The organism is Thalassospira sp. GB04J01, from assembly GCF_000751115.1.
In the GTDB taxonomy this organism is placed as follows: Bacteria; Pseudomonadota; Alphaproteobacteria; order Rhodospirillales; family Thalassospiraceae; genus Thalassospira; species Thalassospira lucentensis.
In genome coordinates this window covers 370,421-391,041 of record NZ_CCDX020000005.1, presented here as the reverse complement: position 1 = coordinate 391,041, position 20,621 = coordinate 370,421, and the positions used below count along the sequence as shown (strand labels likewise).

At 53.9% G+C, this 20,621-nt stretch carries 15 protein-coding genes; 12 read left to right on the top strand and 3 right to left on the bottom strand.

What is annotated here, in order from left to right; translation table 11 throughout:
* The first annotated feature begins 129 nt into the window (after positions 1–129).
* The 7 genes from AMM48_RS03340 (at position 130) to AMM48_RS03310 (ending at position 8,341) form a co-directional block, all read left to right on the top strand.
* On the top strand, positions 130–639 hold the full coding sequence (locus AMM48_RS03340; protein WP_022732487.1) for a TRAP transporter small permease subunit: 510 nt from the start codon (positions 130–132) through the stop codon (positions 637–639).
* Positions 636–1,961, top strand: a complete 1,326-nt coding sequence (locus AMM48_RS03335; RefSeq protein ID WP_022732486.1) for a TRAP transporter large permease subunit — start codon at positions 636–638, stop codon at positions 1,959–1,961. The genes AMM48_RS03340 and AMM48_RS03335 overlap by 4 nt, the downstream gene beginning before the upstream one ends.
* Positions 1,962–2,134: 173 nt before the next feature.
* A complete protein-coding gene (locus AMM48_RS03330) occupies positions 2,135–3,187 on the top strand; it encodes a TRAP transporter substrate-binding protein (RefSeq protein ID WP_102782882.1) in 1,053 nt (350 codons plus the stop codon).
* A gap of 237 nt (positions 3,188–3,424) precedes the next feature.
* Positions 3,425–4,792 carry a glutamine synthetase gene (locus AMM48_RS03325; RefSeq protein ID WP_101300784.1) on the top strand — a complete coding sequence of 456 codons (1,368 nt, stop codon included), beginning with the start codon at positions 3,425–3,427 and terminating at the stop codon, positions 4,790–4,792.
* A gap of 76 nt (positions 4,793–4,868) precedes the next feature.
* The gene (locus tag AMM48_RS03320; protein ID WP_102782881.1) at positions 4,869–6,260 is read left to right on the top strand and encodes an aldehyde dehydrogenase family protein; all 1,392 of its coding nucleotides are present in this window, start codon (positions 4,869–4,871) and stop codon (positions 6,258–6,260) included.
* Positions 6,261–6,289: 29 nt separating this feature from the next.
* Positions 6,290–7,459 carry an iron-containing alcohol dehydrogenase gene (locus AMM48_RS03315; RefSeq protein ID WP_102782880.1) on the top strand — a complete coding sequence of 390 codons (1,170 nt, stop codon included), beginning with the start codon at positions 6,290–6,292 and terminating at the stop codon, positions 7,457–7,459.
* Between the two features lie 54 nt (positions 7,460–7,513).
* Positions 7,514–8,341: a type 1 glutamine amidotransferase gene (locus AMM48_RS03310; protein ID WP_102782879.1), complete on the top strand. Its 828-nt coding sequence runs from the start codon at positions 7,514–7,516 to the stop codon at positions 8,339–8,341.
* Positions 8,342–8,347: 6 nt separating this feature from the next.
* Here AMM48_RS03310 and AMM48_RS03305 read toward each other — a convergent pair whose 3' ends face one another.
* A complete protein-coding gene (locus tag AMM48_RS03305; protein ID WP_102782878.1) occupies positions 8,348–8,845 on the bottom strand; it encodes a GNAT family N-acetyltransferase in 498 nt (165 codons plus the stop codon).
* Positions 8,842–9,588 (bottom strand): TenA family protein, encoded by a 747-nt coding sequence (locus tag AMM48_RS03300; protein ID WP_102782986.1) that lies wholly within the window; start codon positions 9,586–9,588, stop codon positions 8,842–8,844. The genes AMM48_RS03305 and AMM48_RS03300 overlap by 4 nt, the downstream gene beginning before the upstream one ends.
* A 188-nt stretch (positions 9,589–9,776) precedes the next feature.
* Here AMM48_RS03300 and AMM48_RS03295 point away from each other — a divergent pair, with 188 nt between their 5' ends.
* From AMM48_RS03295 to AMM48_RS03285, 3 genes are all read left to right on the top strand, one after another.
* Positions 9,777–10,001: a DUF2892 domain-containing protein gene (locus tag AMM48_RS03295; protein WP_102782877.1), complete on the top strand. Its 225-nt coding sequence runs from the start codon at positions 9,777–9,779 to the stop codon at positions 9,999–10,001.
* A 152-nt stretch (positions 10,002–10,153) separates the two neighbouring features.
* Positions 10,154–10,567, top strand: a complete 414-nt coding sequence (locus tag AMM48_RS03290) for a TIGR01244 family sulfur transferase (protein WP_102782876.1) — start codon at positions 10,154–10,156, stop codon at positions 10,565–10,567.
* A 113-nt stretch (positions 10,568–10,680) separates the two neighbouring features.
* Positions 10,681–11,838: a peptidase C39 family protein gene (locus tag AMM48_RS03285; RefSeq protein ID WP_102782875.1), complete on the top strand. Its 1,158-nt coding sequence runs from the start codon at positions 10,681–10,683 to the stop codon at positions 11,836–11,838.
* A 47-nt stretch (positions 11,839–11,885) separates the two neighbouring features.
* Here the strand turns inward: AMM48_RS03285 and AMM48_RS03280 are convergent, their stop codons facing one another.
* Positions 11,886–13,847, bottom strand: a complete 1,962-nt coding sequence (locus AMM48_RS03280) for a GNAT family N-acetyltransferase (protein ID WP_102782874.1) — start codon at positions 13,845–13,847, stop codon at positions 11,886–11,888.
* Between the two features lie 319 nt (positions 13,848–14,166).
* Between AMM48_RS03280 and AMM48_RS03275 the strand changes: the two genes are divergently transcribed.
* Positions 14,167–16,179: an autotransporter assembly complex family protein gene (locus tag AMM48_RS03275; protein WP_244271104.1), complete on the top strand. Its 2,013-nt coding sequence runs from the start codon at positions 14,167–14,169 to the stop codon at positions 16,177–16,179.
* Positions 16,176–20,621, top strand: coding sequence for a translocation/assembly module TamB domain-containing protein (locus AMM48_RS03270; RefSeq protein WP_244271103.1), 4,446 nt, complete (start codon positions 16,176–16,178; stop codon positions 20,619–20,621). The genes AMM48_RS03275 and AMM48_RS03270 overlap by 4 nt, the downstream gene beginning before the upstream one ends.

The window sequence follows — 20,621 nt, the reverse complement described above, 5'->3', positions numbered from 1 at the left end:
CGTTCAAAGCAGACGTCGATACTCGATCTGTCCGCACATGGTGTGGACGGCAACAGGTGTGTTTGCGTCTGACCGGGGCGTTACGGGCCGTTACGACCTATAAACTGGGAGATGTTGGAGTGGCGTTAAATGCCTGAGTTTATCAAAACCTATGTCAGATGGGTGGATCGCGTTAATCGGATTATTGGCCGGTTTGCCATGTATTTGATTTTCGCAATGCTTGCCGTGCTTATTTATTCCTCGGTCACCAAGCTGATGGAGTTCCCGGCTCTTTGGACGCTGGAAGCCGCACAATTTATCATGGTGTCGTATTTTCTGCTGGGGGGCGGCTATTCCATGCAACTGGACTCACATGTCCGGATGGATTTGCTGTATGGCGCATTGTCGCCGCGCAAACAGGCCGGACTTGATGCGATTACAATCCTGTTTCTGATCTTCTATCTGGCATTTTTGCTGTATGGCGGCATTTCGTCGACCTCTTATGCTTTTCAGTATAACGAGACCAGCTATTCGGCCTGGTCGCCACCCATGACGCCGATAAAGTCGATCATGACATTTGGCGTGTTTATGATGTTACTTCAGGCGATTGCGACCTTCTTTAAGGATCTGGCCGCAGCCCGTGGGGAGAGCCTTTCATGAGTTATGAAATGATTGCTCTTCTGATGTTTTCCACGATGATGCTGATGCTTCTGACCGGGAAACGGGTTTTCGGTGCCATTGGTTTTGTCGCGGTTGTTTTTGCCCTTGGCATGTGGGGCGACGGCGGATCAGAAATGGCGTTCAGTGCCGCCATGAAGTTGATGAAATGGTATCCGCTTCTGACGTTGCCGCTGTTCGTTTACATGGGCTATATGCTGTCGGAATCCGGGCTGGCGGATGATTTGTACCGGATGTTCCATGTCTGGATGGGGCCGGTGCGTGGGGGCCTTGCCATCGGGACAATTGTCTTGATGGTTGCGGTTTCTGCCATGAATGGCCTGAGCGTTGCGGGCATGGCCATCGGCGCCAGTATCGCCTTGCCGGAACTTTTGCGGCGCGGTTATGACAAAGTCATGGTGACCGGGGTGATCCAGGCGGGCAGTTCGCTGGGTATTCTGGTGCCGCCAAGCGTTGTTCTGGTGCTCTATGGCATGATTGCGCGTCAGCCTGTCGGGCAACTCTGGCTTGCGGGCGTATTCCCCGGTTTGATGATGGCGGGGATGTTTATCCTTTATATTGCCGTTCGGTGCTGGATACAGCCTGATATGGGCCCGGCACTTAGCAAGGAAGAACGTGCGGAAATCACGTTGTCGGAAAAGATCGGCTTGCTCAAGGCCGGGGTTGTTCCGCTTTTCATCTTCTTCTCGATGACCGGTTTGTTCCTGATGGGGATTACATCGCTTGTTGAAAGTTCGGCTGTTGGCGCACTTGCCGCAACCCTTGCGGCCTTGGCCAAGCGTCGCCTTAATCGTTCGGTCATGGAAGAAACCCTTCGCAAGACGTTGTCGATCAGTTGCATGTTCATGTGGATCATTTTGGCGGCCCTCGCATTCGGGGCGGTGTTTGATGGCTTGGGCGCAGTCAAGGCGATTGAGGGTTTCTTTGTTGATAAGCTGGGACTTGGTCCTTGGCAGATCCTGATCATGATGCAGATTTCCTTCATCCTGATGGGAATGTTCCTTGATGACACCGCAATGCTGGTGATTGTCGCGCCGCTTTATGTGCCGCTGGTCGGCGCACTTGGTTTCGATCTGGTCTGGTATGGCGTGCTTTATACGATCACCTGTCAGATCGCCTATATGACACCTCCGTTTGGGTACAATTTGTTCCTGATGCGCGCCATGGCGCCGCCAGAGGTGACGTTAAAGGACATCTATAAGTCGATTACGCCGTTTGTGATCATTATGGCGATTGCGCTTGGCGTTGTGATGGTGTTCCCGCAAATCGCGCTGTGGCTGCCAGAATGGCACTACGCCCGGTGAACAGCCTGAAGACCCACTACTGGCGGGGTCGGATTGGCCCCGCCAGCCACTAAAAAAAGCAATTCAGGGGAGGTGTTGATTTTCAAGAAGAGGAGGCGCTGTCGAGCCCGATTGACGGGCAGGGCAGTACAACAAGTGCGTTAACAAACTTCATCGATCAGGGAGATGATACAATGACGACGAGACGCGACTTTATGAAAAAAGCCGGTATTGTAACTGCTGCAGCCGGTACCACAGCGTTCGCTTCGCCTTACGTCAAGGCGCAGAACGCAAAGATCACTTGGCGTTTGCAGACATATGCGGGCCCGGCACTGGGCGAGCATGTGATCAAACCGGCGATTGATGCCTTTAACAAGGTCGCCAATGGTGAAATGGAAATCGAGCTTTACTATGCCGATCAGCTGGTCCCGACCGGTGAACTTTTCCGTGCCATGCAGCGTGGTACCATTGATGCGGTTCAGTCAGACGATGACTCGATCGCAGCCCCAGTTGATGTTTCGGTCTTTGGCGGTTATTTCCCATTTGCCACCCGCTACAGCCTTGATGTTCCGGTCCTGTTTGAAGAATACGGCCTGAACGAAATCTGGGAAGAAGCATACGGCGAAGTGGAAGGCGTTAAGTGGCTTTCGGCTGGTTCGTGGGATCCTTGCCACTTTGCAACTGTTGAGCCAATCCACAGCCTTGCCGACCTTAAGGGCAAGCGCGTCTTTACCTTCCCGACGGCGGGTAAGTTCCTGTCACGTTTCGGGGTCGTTCCGGTGACGTTGCCATGGGAAGACATTGAGGTTGCAGTTCAGACCGGCGAGCTTGACGGCATCGCATGGTCGGGCATTACCGAGGATTACACGGTCGGTTGGGCTGATGTGACCAATTACTTCCTGACCAACAATATCTCCGGTGCCTGGTGTGGTTCGTTCTTTGCCAATGAAGAACGCTGGAACGAGCTTCCGGACCATCTGAAAGTGCTGTTTAAATTGTGCATGGACAGTTCCCACTATTATCGTCAGCACTGGTACTGGGGTGGCGAAGCCAAACTCCGTACACAGGGCACAAAGATGAAGCTGACCTCAATCCCGGACAGCGAATGGGCAACGGTTGAAGCCGAAGCACACAAGTTCTGGGATGAAATCGCACAGACCAGTCCGCGTTGCGCGAAGGTTGTCGATATCTTCAAGCAGTATGCTGCGGTGATGGAGAAGGCTGGTAAGCCGTATCGTTACAGCTAAGCCGATCAATTGAGCGGGCAGGGCACCAGATGTTTCCGGATATTCGGTGCCCTGCATCTACTTGAATTTGAAGTATTTTTAAGTTGTAATAAATAATACAAAAAATCAAAATTTATGTATATTTGTTCGAAAATGTAATATATTTTTCGTTGAGAAAATCAAAAAAATGCGTCGAGAAAGCCGGGAAAAACGACCAATTTGACGTAATAACAAAGCCCAAATAACAGGAGGCCACCGATGCAGGCGCAAGATGTCAAAACCGCCGATGACGCACGAAAACTTATTCAGGAACGTGATATCAAATTCGTCAAAATCGGGGTGTTCGACGTCGATGGAATTATGCGCGGCAAATATATGCATCGCGATAAATTTTTGTCGGCTCTTGATTCCGGTTTTGCTTTTTGTGACGTGGTTCTGGGCTGGGATTCAAATGATCAGCTTTATGATAAATCGGAATTCACCGGCTGGCATACGGCCTATCCGGATGCACCGGTGCGGGTGATCCCGGAAAGCTGCCGTGAATTGCCAATGGAAGACGACACAATCCTGTTTCTGGGTGAGTTCGAAGGACGGGCGGAAACCGTTTGTCCGCGTGGAACGTTGCGCCGTGTCCTCGATAAGGCATCGAACATGGGATACGACGTTTCAGCCGCGTGCGAGTTCGAATTCTTCCTGTTTGAGGAAACGCCGCATTCCGTGCGGGAGAAAAACTATCGCAATCTGACCAACATCACGCCGGGTTTCTATGGGTATTCGATGTTGCGCAATTCAGTGCACTCGGAATTCTATCGCGACCTGCTTGAACTTGGCGAAAGCATGGATTTCCCGATTGAGGGATTGCATACCGAAACCGGTCCGGGGGTTCTCGAAGCTGCGATCATGCACGACGAGGCTCTTATGGCTGCTGACAAGGCGGCACTTTTCAAGACCTTTACCAAGGTTTTGGCGCAACGGGCCGGTTGGATGGCAACCTTTATGGCAAAATGGTCGCCCGATTGGCCGGGACAGTCCGGGCATATGCATGTCTCGATTAAGGGCAAGGATGGCCGTGCTGCATTCTATGACGCTGATAAGCCCGACAACATGTCCGATGAAATGCGCTGGTTCCTTGGCGGGCAGCAGAAACTGATGCCTGAGCTGCTGTCGATGGTGGCGTGCACGGTAAATAGTTATTCCCGTCTGGTTCCCGGTTTCTGGGCGCCAACGACGGCGACCTGGGGTGTTGAAAACCGTACAACGGCTCTTCGGGTCATTCCGGGGAGTGAAAAATCGCAGCGGGTTGAATATCGGATTGCTGCGGCGGACATAAACCCCTATATCGCGCTTTCGGCAGCGATTGGTTCAGGACTTTGGGGGATCGAGAACAAGGTGGAGCCGGGTGAAATGGTTGTCGGCAACGCCTATGAACAAGAATTCCCAGAAGACGTGACATTGCCAGCAACGCTTTTTGAGGCCGCCGGACGCCTGCGCAATTCCGAAGCGGCAAAATCGTTGTTTGGCGAAGAATTCGTCACCCATTACGCCCAGTCACGCGAATGGGAAGAGCGCGAATTTCGCAAGGCGATTACCGATTGGGAATTGCAGCGTTATTTCGAAATTATTTGATCGGGACTATCGAGTGGAACCAACCCTGTTGATACCTCGATCAAATCACTCATCACATCTTTAACTGTGAGGCACTATGTCTGAGAGTTTACGCACTATCTCGCCCGTTGACGGTTCGGTTTATGTCGAGCGCCCGCTTGCTGGTGCGGCCGAGATCAATACCGCACTTGATGTTGCCCGCGCGGCGCAAGCCGAATGGCGCAGCGTACCAGTTGCAACCCGTCAGGAAATCCTGCGCAAGGCCGTTGCCGCCTTTGTCGCAAAGAAGGACGAAATTGCCGCAGAAATCAGTTGGCAAATGGGTCGTCCGATTTCCCAAGGTGCAGGCGAGGTTGCCGGTTTTAAAGAACGTGCCGATTACATGATCGACATCGCGCCCGAAGCCCTTGCCGATTATCATCCGGGTGAGAAGGACGGGTTCAACCGGTTTATTCGTCGTGAGGCACTTGGCGTTGTTGCAATCATCGCGCCCTGGAACTTCCCATACCTGACGGCGGTGAATGGTGTTGTGCCGGCCTTGATGGCAGGCAATGCCGTGGTTCTGAAACATTCGCATCAAACCCCGCTGTGCGCAGAACGCTTTGCACAGGCGTTTGAGGCCGCAGGCCTGCCCAAGGGACTGTTTCAGTATCTGCATCTTAGTCATGCCAATGCTGAAAAACTGATGGGTGATGTTCGCGTCGATTATGTCAATTTCACCGGATCGGTGCCCGGTGGTCACGCCGTTCAGAAAGCTGTCGGCGGTAAATTCATCGCAACCGGCATGGAACTGGGCGGTAAGGATCCTGCGTATATCCGTTCTGATGTCAATCTCGACCATGCTGTGGAAAACGTTATTGACGGTGCATTCTTTAACACCGGTCAATCTTGTTGCGGGATCGAACGTATTTACGCCCACGAAAGCGTCTTTGACGCGTTTGTCGAAAAGGCGGCTGATCTTGTTGGGCAGTACCGACTTGGCAGCCCGATTGATACGGATACCAATCTTGGTCCGATGGTGCGTGCATCCTCGGCGGCATTTGTGCGCGGTCAGATTGCCGATGCCGTCCGTGACGGGGCAAAGGCCCTGATTGATCCGACAAAATTTGCCGCCAACGCAGAAGGGACGCCGTATCTTGCGCCGCAGGTTCTAATCAATGTTGACCATTCCATGCGTGTGATGAGCGAAGAAAGTTTCGGTCCGGTTGTCGGCATCATGAAAGTCAAATCGGATGCAGAAGCCATTTCATTGATGAATGACAGCGAATTTGGTCTGACGGCGTCAATCTGGACAACAGATGAGGATGCGGCCCTGAGCATTGGTGATCAGCTTCAGACCGGGACGGTATTTATGAACCGGGCGGATTATCTTGATCCTGCCCTTGCGTGGACCGGGGTTAAGAATTCAGGACGGGGGTGTACGTTGTCGAAAGTCGGCTATGAGTCTCTTACCCGTCCTAAAAGCTTCCATCTGCGGACAAAGATTTAACGACGCCGATTGGCGCAAAGGATACAGACATGACTAAAAAGATTGTTGGAAACTGGAGCTTCCCGACCTCTGTTCGCTTTGGTCCGGGCCGTATTTCCGAATTGCCTGATGCCTGCAAGGCGACAGGCATGAAAAAGCCGCTTCTGATCACGGATGAGGGTCTTAAAGACCTGCCGATGGTGCGTGATGCGATTGCCGCAAATGAGGCTGTTGGAATTCCGACCGGCCTGTTTGCCGGGGTCAAGGGCAACCCTACGGGCAAGAACGTTGATGATGGTCTGGCTGTTTACCGGGCAGGGAGCCATGACGGCGTCATCGCATTTGGCGGTGGGTCGGGGCTTGATGCGGCCAAGGCCGTTGCCCTGATGGCCGGACAAACCCGTCCGATGTGGGATTTCGAGGATATCGGTGACTGGTGGACGCGTGCGGACCCAGACGGTATTGCGCCGATTATTGCCGTGCCGACAACATCGGGCACGGGGTCTGAGGTGGGCCGTGCCAGTGTGATCACCAAGGAAGACACTCACGAAAAGAAAATCATCTTCCATCCCAAGATGCTGCCAGCCATCGTTATTTCTGATCCCGAACTGACGGTTGGTCTGCCTGCGCATGTGACGGCAGCGACGGGTGTTGATGCCTTTGTGCATTGCTTTGAAGCGTATTGTGCGCCGGGCTATCACCCGATGGCCGAAGGTGTTGCACTTGAGGGCATGCGCCTGATTGCTGAGGCCTTGCCGCGCGCCTACGATAACGGAAGCGACATCGAGGCCCGTGCCGATATGCTGGCTGCGGCATCCATGGGGGCAACCGCGTTCCAAAAGGGACTTGGTGGGGTTCATGCACTGGCCCATCCGGTCGGGGCGATTTTCGATACCCATCACGGCCTGACCAATGCGATTTTGCTGCCCTATGTCATGCAGGCCAACCGCCGCGCAATTGAAGAAAAATGCAAGGTCGTGTGTCGTCTTTTAGACCTTGCGTCACCCGGTTTTGACACCTTGTTTGAATGGGTTATGGCGTTTCGTTCACGGTTGGGGGTGGTTAATACACTGGCCGAAATCGGTGTTGATGTTGATCGCGCCGACGAAGTTGCGGTCAAGGCCAAGGGCGATCCGTCTGATGGTGGCAACCCGATTGAACTTTCGGTTGCCGACTATACGGCGATATTCCGCCGGGCCTGTGTCGGTGATCTCGGCTAGGGGCATCGCGTAAACGCGTCTTTTGCGGGATCAGGGTGTTGGAATGAGGGAAGCATGAAAATTTTAATTGTCGATGGCAATGTGCGTGCAGTGAACGAACTTAACCGTTCTCTGGGCGGAACACCATCTGGCGAGGGATATGAAGCCGCCCTTAAGCACCTTGATCCCGATCTTGATATCACGATCATTCGTCCTGCTGATGATGGTCCTGACTGTTTGCCAAGCGGGGCAAAGCTCTCGGATTTTGATGGCATTGCCTGGACCGGATCGGCGCTGAACGCTTATATCGACGACGAAGCAGTGCTTAACCAGTTACCGCTTGCGAAATTGACGGTCGCCAGTGGTATTCCGGTATTTGGCAGTTGCTGGGGCATGCAGATCGTTGCGCGCGCGTTTGGCGGGCAGGTCCGTGCCATCCCCAAGGGGCGTGAAATTGGCATCGGGCGCATGATCCAATTGACCCCGGAAGGTGTCAGCCACCCGATGTACTCGGGAAAACCGGCGTGTTTTTCGGCCTTGACGGTTCATATGGATGAAGTGTCCGTTGCGCCCGAGGGGGCGGTTATTCTGGCGGGCAACGATTACAGCGACATTCAGGCTTTTGTCATGGAGAATGACGGGCTGCGATTCTGGGGTGTGCAATATCATCCGGAATATACGCTTGCGGAACTGGCGGCAATTTTCCGCCGTTATGGGCAGCGTCTGATTGATGCGGGTCTGTTTGCCGATCAGGGTGCACTTGATCGTATGGCAAACGACTGGGAGACCCTGCATAACCATCCCGGACGGAAAGATTTGGCGTGGCAATATGGCGTTGATGACAATGCGCGTCTTGCGGAACGCCGTATGACCGAATTGGGCAATTGGCTGGCGTCAATCTGAGTTGGTTTAAGCTACTGTCGCGGCCGACGGTGCGCGCAGGCGTTTTTCAACGGCGTAATTATGAATGGCAACGCCTGCGACTTCAAAGTCGCGCCGTTCGACGACCTTAAATCCCTTTTTCAGCAGGAAGCTTTTGGCAAGTTCGCTGGCCTCGCAATACATCTTACCAAGGTTGTCGGCGGTGGCCTTGGCTTCGATCGCGTCATACAGGGTGGAGACGACGCCGGTCCCGGCGACGTCAGGATCGGCATACAGAAATTGGATGTGACCATCCGCCTCGAGATCGCCAAACGCGACGACTGTGTCGTCTGATGTGACGGCCACAAAGCCCGTGCGTCCATCGTTCATCAATTCGGTCAATCGGTCCGCATCAGGGGTAAGCTTTGCCCAGACGGCGACTTGTTCCGGGTGATAGCGAAGCTTGCCAAGTGCGGTCACAGCACGAAGATAAATCGCCGTCATCTGTGGCGCGTCACTATCTTTGAACTGGCGAATGGTCGTCATTCCTGTGGTCCCCACGCGGTATCGAAAAAGGCAACTTCAAGCGATGTCGCGCGGCGGAAATGATCAAGGCATTGCGCGCGGTCATCGGCCGATAGACCCGGGCCACACTGATCAAGCTGATCGTTTAGATAGGCAATCACACTTTCGAAATACGCACCGATGTGAAGATCGAGCCATTCGGAATACCAAAAGTCATCCGGGCGTTTGGCGATGGCCGTGTTGACCCGGTCTGCCCAACCAAGATAGGTGCCTTCGGCAACAGCCAAAACCGCAAGCATGTTGGTGTAGCTGTTGCTGTTTGTTGCATCGGTCATCAGCTGTTTGAAGGCTTTGGTTGCGGGCCAGTCGGGTTGATTTTCGCGGTCCGCGTCTGAAACGCCAAGCGCGTCAAATGATCGTTCGAAATAGGTGTTTTCAGCACCGGTCACAAGGGCAAGGAACTGACACCCTGGAATGCGGTCCTTTAGCGTTGGTGCACGGGAAACTGCCGCGGCCAGCAAGGCAACAAACCGGTCAATAAAACGATGATCCTGAATAAGATAATTTTTCAGGTTGGCGCCGGGCAGGGCACCGTCACCCCATGCATCGGTAAACGGATGGTGTGTTACCCGTTTCCAGTCATCACAGACCGATGCTTTCAGCCAGTCGGAAAATGTGCCAGATGGGTGATTTTCCTGCCAAACCGGAAAGTCATCAGCGGGTTCAATTTTGGGTGCAGGTTGCGTCGCGGCGAGGGTGCTCATGTATCGGATTTCCCATTCAAGTTTCTTGTCTTTTGGCACGTGCGGGGCATCGCGACAAGATACTGGCAGCGTAATTCCATTGTTGGCACAGATTTTTGCGCTACGTTGCGCCATGTCAATGTATTCCATTATTTTATGATGTAATGGTTATGTGGTGTTTTACCAGTATCTGTTGACGAGGAAGAACCATGAAAAATATTGGCGGGTTGGATCGTGTCTTTCGGATTGTTCTTGGGCTCGCACTTTTGGCCATACCGTTCGTGATGGTTAAACCTGATGATGCGATTGTCGCGTTCGGGGCTTATGGCTGGCTGATGGTTGCCGCCGGGGTTGTGATGCTGGTGACGGCAGTATTCCGGTTTTGCCCGTTGTATCGCGTTTTGGGGATACGGACCTGTTCGACGCGAATGTAATAGGCGGAAAATGAAGATAGCCATCCGGTAGATATCTAGTGGACGGACATCGAGGAAGATGGGTTTTTGTCTGTATTTTTCCCACAGGCAGTTGCCATAGCCGCCAGATAATGGCATCGGTTATAGCAACTGCTGTAAGGGGACAGACAAAAATGAAACGCTTGAGTGATGAGCTGACCGTATCGCCGCAATTGCCAATAGAGGCCATTGACGAGATTGCCAAAGCCGGTTTCAAAACCGTCATTTGCAATCGCCCGGATGACGAAGATCCGGGGCAGCCATCATTCGCGGAAATTGCCGCCAAGGCAGAAGCCGCGGGCATGAAAGCGATTTTTCAGCCTGTCGCCAGCGGCAATGTTGCTGATGCTGATGCCGATGCGTTTGCCGCCAATCTTGCCGCGGCAGAAAAGCCGGTATTTGCCTATTGCCGCAGCGGAACGCGCTGTACGATCCTGTGGTCTTTGGCCAGTGCGGGTAAGCTGCCGGTGCAAGACATCATCAAATCAGCGTCAGATGCCGGATATGATATGTCGCCGTTGGTACCACGCATTTCCGCACGCGGCTGAGTGTTGGGTGCTTGCATGAAGTGCCGCATGGCATAAATGCGCGGCACGCTTACCGAAATTGCACTATTGCATTTAAACGTTTCGTGTCGATATGACGCCGTGACATGCTTTGAATGTCGTGGGTGCGCAACGCAGGTGTGATTTTGGGCCAACTTGATGACAGCCAGATCGGGTTTCGATTGGCACATGACGGGGATCTTGATGCCCTGTGTGATGTTGAAAACCGTTCCTTTGACATTGACCGACTAAGCCGCCGGGCGTTCAAACGCTTTATCGGCAGCGAAACCGCACGTCTGCGCGTTGCGGAATGTGATGGCGCGGTCGTTGGCTATGCCTTGGTGGTGTTTCGCAGCAACGTAGCGTTGGCTCGGCTTTATTCGATGGCGGTCGATCCGAACTTTCGCCAAAAGGGCATCGGGCGCGCGCTTGTGGGGCAGGCAGAGGAGCTTAGCCTTGATTACGGCGCGCCGATTTTGCGGCTTGAAGTCAGTCAGGGCAACGCGGTTGCCATCGCGCTGTTTCATGGTGCCGGTTACCGTGAATTTGCGCTGTATCCCGATTATTATCCTGACCATTCCGATGCCCTGCGTATGGAAAGGGTTCTTGTGCCCCAATCAATGCGCCTGCCATCGCCGATCCATTTTTATCACCAGACCCTGCCATTCACCTGTGGTCCGGCGTCCTTGATGATGGCGATGAATGCGCTTGATCCGTTGGTTGAAATGGACAGGAGCCTTGAAATCGCATTGTGGCGCGAAGCCACCACTATTTTCATGACATCAGGTCACGGCGGCTGTGGTCCGTTGGGCTTGGCATTGGCGGCAGATCGACGCGGGTTTAACGTCGAGGTCTTGCGCAGTCGCGACGGGCCGCTTTTTGTTGATTCCGTGCGCAAAGCCAAAAGCCGCGAAGTGGTCGAACTGGTGCATTATGATTTTGCCCGTCAGATCGAACAGGCAGGCATTCCCGTATCTGTTGGTGCGTTTGGCGTGACCGAGATTGAAAACCGTATGCGCAACGGCCAGATGGCGCTGGTTCTAATCAGCCAGTACCGCATTTACGGCGATAAAATTCCCCACTGGGTGGTGGTGTCGGGCTTTGATGACCGGTTTGTCTATGTCACCGATCCTGATATTGGCGATGATCATGACCCGTTTAACGGCAGTGATTGCCTGTCATTCCCGATCCTGCGTCATGAGTTTGATCTGATGGCGCGCTATGGCCGCGATAAAGTGCAGGCGGCGGTGTTTGTTAGCAAAAAGGCCGGGTGATCCGCGCTTTCGATCCCCGGCCTTTGATTTGTCTGCACGCCGCGTGATTAAGGACGGGCGATCTTGCCCAGAAGATGGGCGATGATGCGGCGATAAAGCTCCATCCCAAGCACGGCATCCTCAACCCCGCCGTCGATGTTGGGGTTATCATTGACCTCAATCACCATCGGACCGTTTGGGGTTTCTTTCATATCGACACCATAAAGCCCGTCGCCCATCAACCGTGCGGCGGCAAGGGCGGTTGTGACGATGTCTTGGGGGGCGTCTTCGATGGCGACGGTTTCAAACCCGCCTTCTTCGTAACTTTTACCGTCGTCTTCATGTTTGACGATCTGCCAGTGGCCCGGCGCCATGAAATAGCGGCTGGCAAAAATTGCTTCGCCGCCCAGAACGCCAATGCGCCAGTCAAAGGTGGTTTCGACATATTCCTGAATGACCAGTAATTCGGAATTCTTGAACATGTCGCTGGCAACTTCGGCCAGATGTTCTGGCGATTTCACCTTGCGCACGCCGCGTGAAAAACATCCGTCGGGCACTTTCAGAACCGACGGGAAGCTAAACTGCTGACCGATTTCGCCAATGCGGCGCTTATCGAAAATCGCACTTTTCGGCGCCGGAATGCGGTGCGTGCGGAGCAATTCGGCCAGATAGACCTTGTTGGTACAGCGCAGCATCGAGTCCGGGTCATCAATCACCGGGATGCCTTCCTTTACCGCGCGTTTGGCAAAGCGATAGGTGTGGTGGTCAAGGGCGGTGGTTTCGCGGATCAGAAGAGCATCAAATTCTGACAGATGATGAAAATCCTTTGCCGTGATCAATTCGGCGCGTGCGCCAAGGTCGGCTGCGGCCTGCACGAAAAGGGCAAGGGCGTCTTTGTCTGATGGCGGCATGATTTCGTCGGGGTCGTGCAGGATTGCCACCAAGGCGGTGGGTTGGGTGACGTTGCCCTGTTTGCGCACACGTCCACGTAAATAGGCGCGCAAGGCGGCTTCAAATGCGGTCATATGGCCGCTGTTAAGCTGGCTTAGTGATGGGGCTTCGATTTCGCGCAAGGAGGCTTTGCCATCTTTATTGTTCAGATGCAGCCGCAGGATCGGGCAGCGGAACTGATCAAAGGCCCGCTGGGCGATGTGGCGAAACCGTTTATCCGTGCTGCGCCCGAAATAGACATCAACATAGGTCGGATGATCGCCCGGTTTTGTCAGCGCCTCGGTAATTTGCGGGCCAAGATCATTGCGTGCGGCCTTTTGCAGGCGTTTCCAGTTCAGGTCCAGCAAAACATCGGCTTCGGGGATCACGCGTTCAGCGCGGGCCGCGGCCAGCAGGCTGCAATAATAACCACGCGACAGATATTCATAGGACCGGCACAGGTTGATTACACGGCGGTTGCGCACCCCGTGATCAAGGGCGAGATAATCGCGCACCCGCATGACGCGCGCACCCGAAACGGCAAAGGGGATGTCAGACAGCCGATCAACAAGGATGAGCGGTGCACCAGTTGAAACCGCAGGCGACTTTTCGGCAATGACATCATAAAGGTCATGCTGCAAACGGATGCCATCCGCACCATCTTCATAATATCCGGGCAGGTCGGAAACTTTTTGATATCCGTGACGTTCATAAAGGCCACGCGCGGTATCGTTTTCGATGCGCACTTCAAGGCGAATGCGAAGACAGCCAGCTTCGATGGCAAGGTTTTCCATCCCGGCCAGAAGTTGCGTGCCCAGACCGATGCCCCGCCAGTCTTTGGAAATGGCCAGTGAATATATCCGTGCTGTTATCGAATTTTCGCGCAACAACAACAAGCCGTAGCCGACAACGTTGGGATGTTCGCCGTCGCCGGCGTCCGCGACAAGAAGACGCGCCGAGCTACGGCGCAGAAAACGCAAAAAGGATGCACGTGTGATACCATCACTTGTGAAATTCGCTGTCTCAAGTGCGCAAAGCCCGTCAATATCGGCAGGCATGGCATTACGAAGAATGACTGCATTGGACTGTGTCGATGTCACGAGATGGATCTCCTGCAATTGGGGGCACGCTGCATCGTGCATTCAACCCCCGGTACGCTCAATGTATTTTTCTGACAAGTGCGATTATGGGTCATTGCCATGCCATTTTTACATGCGAGTTGGCACAGCGGGTCCTCGACCTGTAGAGTAATTGAAAATATGGTGTTTTCAGATAACTGCTTTAAAAGTTGTTCTGATCCCAATAGGCGCCATCGCCGTAAATGATAGCAAACCAAAAGACTGTTATCGGTCAAAATAACGGCCCCCAAAGGCCCGGTTGGAACGAAGCAAAAGGATACGACGTTTTTTGACAGACTGCATGTTCCACAACTTCCGGTCTTATGGCCGACGTGTTGCATTTGTACCGCTTTTAATGGCGGGAACGTTGCTTGCAGGCTGTTCGTCGGATGAGGGCGCTGTGGGGTTTGGCTTTGGCGAGGATGAAGCCGTTCAGCAGAACGACCTCCGTTCGACCATTCCCTATGAAGTGGAACTTACCGGTATTGATCCGCAAGAAGAACAATTGATCGCAAGTCTGAATGATGCAAGTACCGCACGGCGTTTGCAGTCGCGCCCGACCGCGTCACGTGCCGGTCTTCAACGCCGGGCCGAAGATGACATTGAACGGTTTCAGGCTGTATTGCGTTCAAAGGGTTTCTATGAGGCGCAGGTCACCTTTGACATTGCTGAAAAGGTATCAGCTGATCCGGTCGATGCCCAATCGCCCGACGCCGAAGATATGCCTGAAAACGCATCGGAAAACCCGACAGAAAATAAAAACGGCGATATTGACGCCAGTGCTGCGGGCAGTGAACAGGCCGAAGGTGCCGATGCGCCAACACCGCTTGTTCTGAGTTATCAGATTGATGTCGGAACACCTTACCTGATCGAGGCGGTTGATCTTAAAACAACTTATCCCGACAAGGTGATCGAGCGCGCCGCAACTGATGCCGAACTTGAAGCAACCCATTTGCAAATCGGACAGCGCGCCACGGCGGAACCGATTATTCTAGCCGAACAGTATGGCGTTGATTTACTGCGTAGCCGCGGGTACCCGTTGGCGAAGGCAGGGAAACGCACCGTCATGGCCAACACCGCCAATAAGACAATTTCCGTAACATATGCATTTGATGCCGGGGCCGAGGCCAATTTCGGCGCAGTCAATGTCAATGGTGCAGAGGAAGTCGATGCCGACTTCATCGCCGGTTACCGGAGTTGGGGGGCGGGCGAAAAATACGATCCCGAACAGGTCAGAACCACGCGACGTGATCTTGCGCAGTCCAATCTGTTTGACAGCGTTATCGTCAAGCCGGTTGGCCCCATCAGTGACAGCGGCGAAATTCCCGTCGACATCACAGTGGTTGAACGCAAACACCGTTCGATCGGTGGTGGTGTTAACTTTTCGACCGCCGACGGGCCGGGGGCCAATGCGTTTTGGGAACATCGCAACCTGTTTGGTGCGGGCGAAAAATTGCGGTTGGGGGTTGAGGCTTCTGGTCAGGAGCAGGGGCTCACAGCAGAGTTTCGCAAACCGCAGTTCCTGCGTCGTCGTCAGGCCCTTGTTGCCGAGGGCAATGCCAAGAACCATGATACCGATGCGTATCAGGGGGAACTGGTCGACAGCTTTGTTGGTGTCGAACGCAGGCTGGGTGAAAACTGGTCGGGGACATTTGGCTTCACAGCGGAATATTCCGACCTGACCGGTGCGGATTCCCCCAATGAGCAATTCTATCTGGGCGGTTTGCGCGGCATTTTAAAGCATGACAATACCGACAACCCGCTTGACCCGACCGAGGGTAACCGTCTTGAACTAAATGTATCGCCCTATGTCGGGTTGACCGATACCGACACCAGCTTTACGTCCGTTTCACTGGGCGGGTCGCAATATTTGTCGATTGATGATGACGGTGATTATGTTATGGCCGCCCGGGCGCGGACCGGAACGATTATCGGGGAAGAACGCGGCAACTTGCCATCGAACAAACGGTTCTATTCCGGGGGTGGTGGTTCGATCCGGGGCTATGAATATCAAAAGGTCGGGCCGCTTGCCGATGATGGCGATCCGGTTGGTGGGCGTTCTGTGCTGGAAGTCGGGTTTGAATTCCGTGCGCGCATTACCGAAAGTTTTGGCATCGTGCCGTTTATCGAAGGCGGCAATGTGTATGAAAGTAACAATCCCGACGACATTTCGTTGCTGTGGGCGACTGGGCTTGGTTTCCGCTATTACACGGCAGTCGGGCCGTTGCGCTTTGACGTCGCCGTGCCACTTGATAAACGTGAAAATGTTGATGACGATTATCAGTTCTATATCAGTCTGGGGCAGGCATTTTGACCAAGTCTGATCCCTTGTCCCCACGTCCCACCCAGCCCGCCGCATCGAAACGCCCGTTGAAAAAGTGGGCGCGCCGAAGTGCGATGGCATTGGGTGCGTTCATCGTGCTTTTGCTGGTGATCATTGGTGTTGCCGGTACCGGGCCCGTTTTGCGTGCGATCACACCGATGCTCAATGAAACGGTTGCTGCGGCCACTGACAGCCAGTTTGAACTTGGCCGGGTTGAAGGCAGCATCTGGACCGGATTGCAGATCGACAGCCTTTTAATGGCCCGCGACGTCGATGGTTTCCATCTTGAACTTAATAACGGTGTGTTTGACTGGTCGCCCCTAGCCCTTCTGATGGGGCGGTTACAGATTGACCGGGTGTCAATGGCGCGCACCAGCGTGATCCTGCCAGATGGAACAGCACCATCCGAACCCGAAGAAGAAACCGACGAAGAAAGTTCCGGATTTTCGCTGCCGCTTGAGATCGGGCTGGATGAACTGGCCCTTGATGAGATCGCGATTGTTGATCCGATATCGGGCAAAAGCTTTTTGTATGAACTGCATGCCAGTGCGGCGGTGGGACGTAATCTTTCGGCCAAGGCGAAACTTGATTTAACCCCGCTTGATGGTGGTGCGGATCGGTTGACGGTTGATCTGGATTTTGATGGGCCAGACCAGAAACTTCGTGCCGACATTGACGGTAAGATTGACCGCGAAGGCCTTGTCATGACACTTGCCGGGCTGGATCCGGAAAGTGCAGCTGACATAACGATATTGCTCAAGGGGGCGGGGCCTGCGAACGACTGGAAGGGTAATATCGACCTGTCGGCCAGTCGTTATGCGACCCTTCGTGGTGATGTTGGTGTGCAACTGTCGTCGGATGCAGTTGGTTTTGGCTTTGACGGCGGGTTGGAACCGCTTGAGCTGATTTCTGATCAATTGCCCGAACAAGTGCGCAAGGTGATCGAGCTTGGCATTTCCGGGGCGTTTGACCTTGAAAGTGACCATCTTTCGTTTGACCGTCTGGCTGTTGAGATGCCCGGTGCGTTGGATGTGTCGGGTACGGCGGATATCGATCTTGCCGAAAGTCAGGTTGCGGCAAAAATATCGGCCAATGTCGATCCGGTTTTATCGTCCCTGATCGATGATCAGGTCCGCTGGGGGATGCTTAATGTTGATCTTGCCGCCAAGGGTGGTTTTGATCTGCCCGACGTGCAGCTTTCGATTAATGGACGCGATATAGAAACGCCGGTTTCAACCATTGCGGGACTATCGGCCCGTGCCGACCTTGCGCCGGTATCTGGCGGGATTATTGGCGATGATGATCTTGCGGCATCGGTTACGGTGACCACCAAAGGCCATGTTTGGCAGGATGATAGTCTTGGTGCGATTGTCGGGGACAATCAGTCTCTGTCGCTTGAAAGTGTGATTTCATCGGACTTTGCCAATATCAATCTGCGTCAGCTGTTGCTTGAAACGCCCGCGATGACGGTGCGGGGGCAGGCAATGCTTGATGATGCCATGGTTGTGTCTGATGCGGGTCTGACGGCTGATGTGGCCGATCTTTCGATCTTTGGGCCCATTTCCGGGCTTGATTTATCCGGGCAGGGGCAAGTTTCCCTGACGGACATAAAATGGTCGATGGAAAATGGTGGCGGTTTTGACGTTGCGGTTAATGGCACGCAAACCGGATTTGGCATTTCTGATCTGGATCGGATTGTTGGCCCGTCACCAACCCTTGCCGGATCGGTTGCGATCAGCCCGGCATTTGATATGGCCATTGACCTTAATCAGGTTCAAACCGCCACAGTGACGGGGGCGGCAATGGTCGATCTGACTGAAACATTTGGTCAAATGGCCATCGACGCCAATCTTGATATCGCGCCGGGAACCGTACCGCCGGGGATCGGGGTTGCGATTGCACCGGCGAAATTGACCATCGCACTTGATGGCCCGACCAGCGCACCAGCCGGGGTGATTAACCTTAGCACCGCCAAGGTCGATGCGGCGGGGCAGCTTCTTGAAAACGTCAAGCTTGTCAGCAAGATGGGATGGTCGGCGCAATCGGTGTTGTCACTGACGAATACGGTCAAATTCAACCGCGCGAATGCCAAATATGATCTTGCGGCCAATGTTGTTCTGCCAAGTGACGCCTTGCGGGTTGAGGGCATTTCCCTGAGCGGGGAGCATATTGACCTTCGCGGGGACATCACCCTGCCTGAATACGCCGTGCCGATGCAGGGCAAATTTGCATTGTCGAAACTTGATGCGGTGATGCTGTCTGATTTTGGTGTGCCCTTTACCAATGGTGCAATGACAGCCGACATCGCGCTGGTGCCTGACGGTACACAGCAAACCGTCAATGTGACGGCGACGACCAAGGGGTTGCGTCTGGAGGCTGCACCGGGTGAAGACCCGGTCAGGGTCGATCATATCAATCTTGCCGCAGACGTTGCCAATGCGTTTGAGGCCCCCGGGATCAGTGCGACCCTTGAAGGCAAAGATATCTTTGCCAGTGACGTTGCGATCAATGACGTGACGGTTGGGGCTAACGGTGGGCTGGACGCGCTTGATGTGTCGCTTAAAACCCGTGGCACATGGCAAGCCAACGTTCCGTTTTCAGTTGATGCGCTTACCAAGCTTGGCCTTGGTGATGATCTGCGCGTGGATGCCAGCAAATTTGATGTCTTTATCGCAGACCAAAAAATTGCCTTGCGTGAACCATTAAGCTTTGTTCAGAAAAGAGATGGTACCCAGCAGCTTGACGCCGATATCACAGTTGGCAGTGGTCAGTTGCGTGCGGTTCTTGACCATAAGGCAAAGCAGATGATTTCTGCGGATGTAACGCTTGAGGGCGTTGATCTTGGCCCGTGGGGGGCGATTGCCGGGTTTGATGGCCTTGACGGGACTGCGAACCTTGCGGCCATGCTGCGTGAAAAGCCGGGTGAGACGCCAACCGCATCGGTCAAAGGTCAAATTGACGGCATTACTGCCAAGGCGGCAAAGGGGCTCAAGCCGCTTAAAATGGATTTGGACGTCAGCCTTAAAGATGCCGAGCTTTCTGGTGCCGCATCTCTGGGCAATGCTGATCAGCAGATACTGAAAGCCAATGGTAAGGTGCCCCTGGCGATTTCAATCCTTGAGCAGGAATTTAGTCCCGATATGTCGGCACCTGTTGTCGGATCGGTGCGTCTTGACGGTGAGATTGCGGAATTCTGGCCTTATGTCCCGGCGCCTGATCATGATCTTTCGGGCAACATCAAGCTTGCCCTTGATGTCAGTGGGCGTCTTGATGACATCGCGTGGAAAGGTGACATCAAGCTTGCCGATGGTGCGTATGAAAACCTTGAATACGGGACCATTATTGATGGGCTGACATTCACCGGTGACTTTGACCAGACCGGGCTTTCGATCCCGTCTATAACTGCGACCGATGGTGGTTCGGGGACACTTGATGGGTCGGTTGACCTGGCCCTTAATCAAGGATCAATGGTCAAATACGATGTCGGCCTTAAGCTTACCAATATGGCGCTGTCGCGCAAAGATGAGCTGCAATTCTGGGCTGATGTTGACACATCTGTCACGGGTACCGAAGGCGGGGCGGACATCAAAAGCACCGTGACGCTTCAGCGCGGTGAGGTCGACTTGAGCCTTGCCTTGCCTGAATCGGTTCCAAGCCTTGATGTTGCCAACCTTCCGGGTGCGCAGGAAGAAGCAAAAGCCAAAAAAGAACAGGAAGCAAAAGGCGGCTTTGTCGGCAATCTGGATGTAACGGTGAATATCCCCGCACGACTTTTTGTCCGCGGTAAAGGGCTTGATTCCGAATGGGGCGGCACGCTTGATATTTCAGGCACAACCAATGATCCGCGCATTGTCGGCAAATTGTCGGCGTTGCGCGGGCAGCTTGATATTATTGGCAAAACATTCGTGATCAAGGATTCCAGCATCACGTTTGCCGGCGCATCCCCGCCTGATCCGATGCTCGACATCAAGGGGGTCTATACAACGTCCGAGCTTGAAGTCACCGCAGGTTTTCAGGGGCCAGCAAGTGACCCTGAGCTTGTACTGACGTCTAATCCGTCCTTGCCGGAAGACGAAATTCTGTCTCAGGTCCTGTTTGGCAAATCGCAAGGCAGCCTGAGTGCGATTGAGGCGGTCCAGCTTGCCAGTGCGGTCAATGAGCTTTCAGGTGGTGGGTCGGGAATTGATGTTGTCGGCAGTGTGCGCCGGTTCATCGGGGCCGATGTCTTGCAAGTTGGTGGTGGTGAAGACGGGCCGGAGGTCAAGGTTGGCAAGTATCTGACCGACGGGGTCTATGTTGGCACCAAGGCCGGTTCAACGCCGGGATCAAGCGGGGTCGAAGTCGAAATTGAAATCACTCCGAACATCAGTGTGACCAGCGAAACCACCGAGATTGATAGTACTGCTGGTATTCAATACAGGTTGGATTATTAG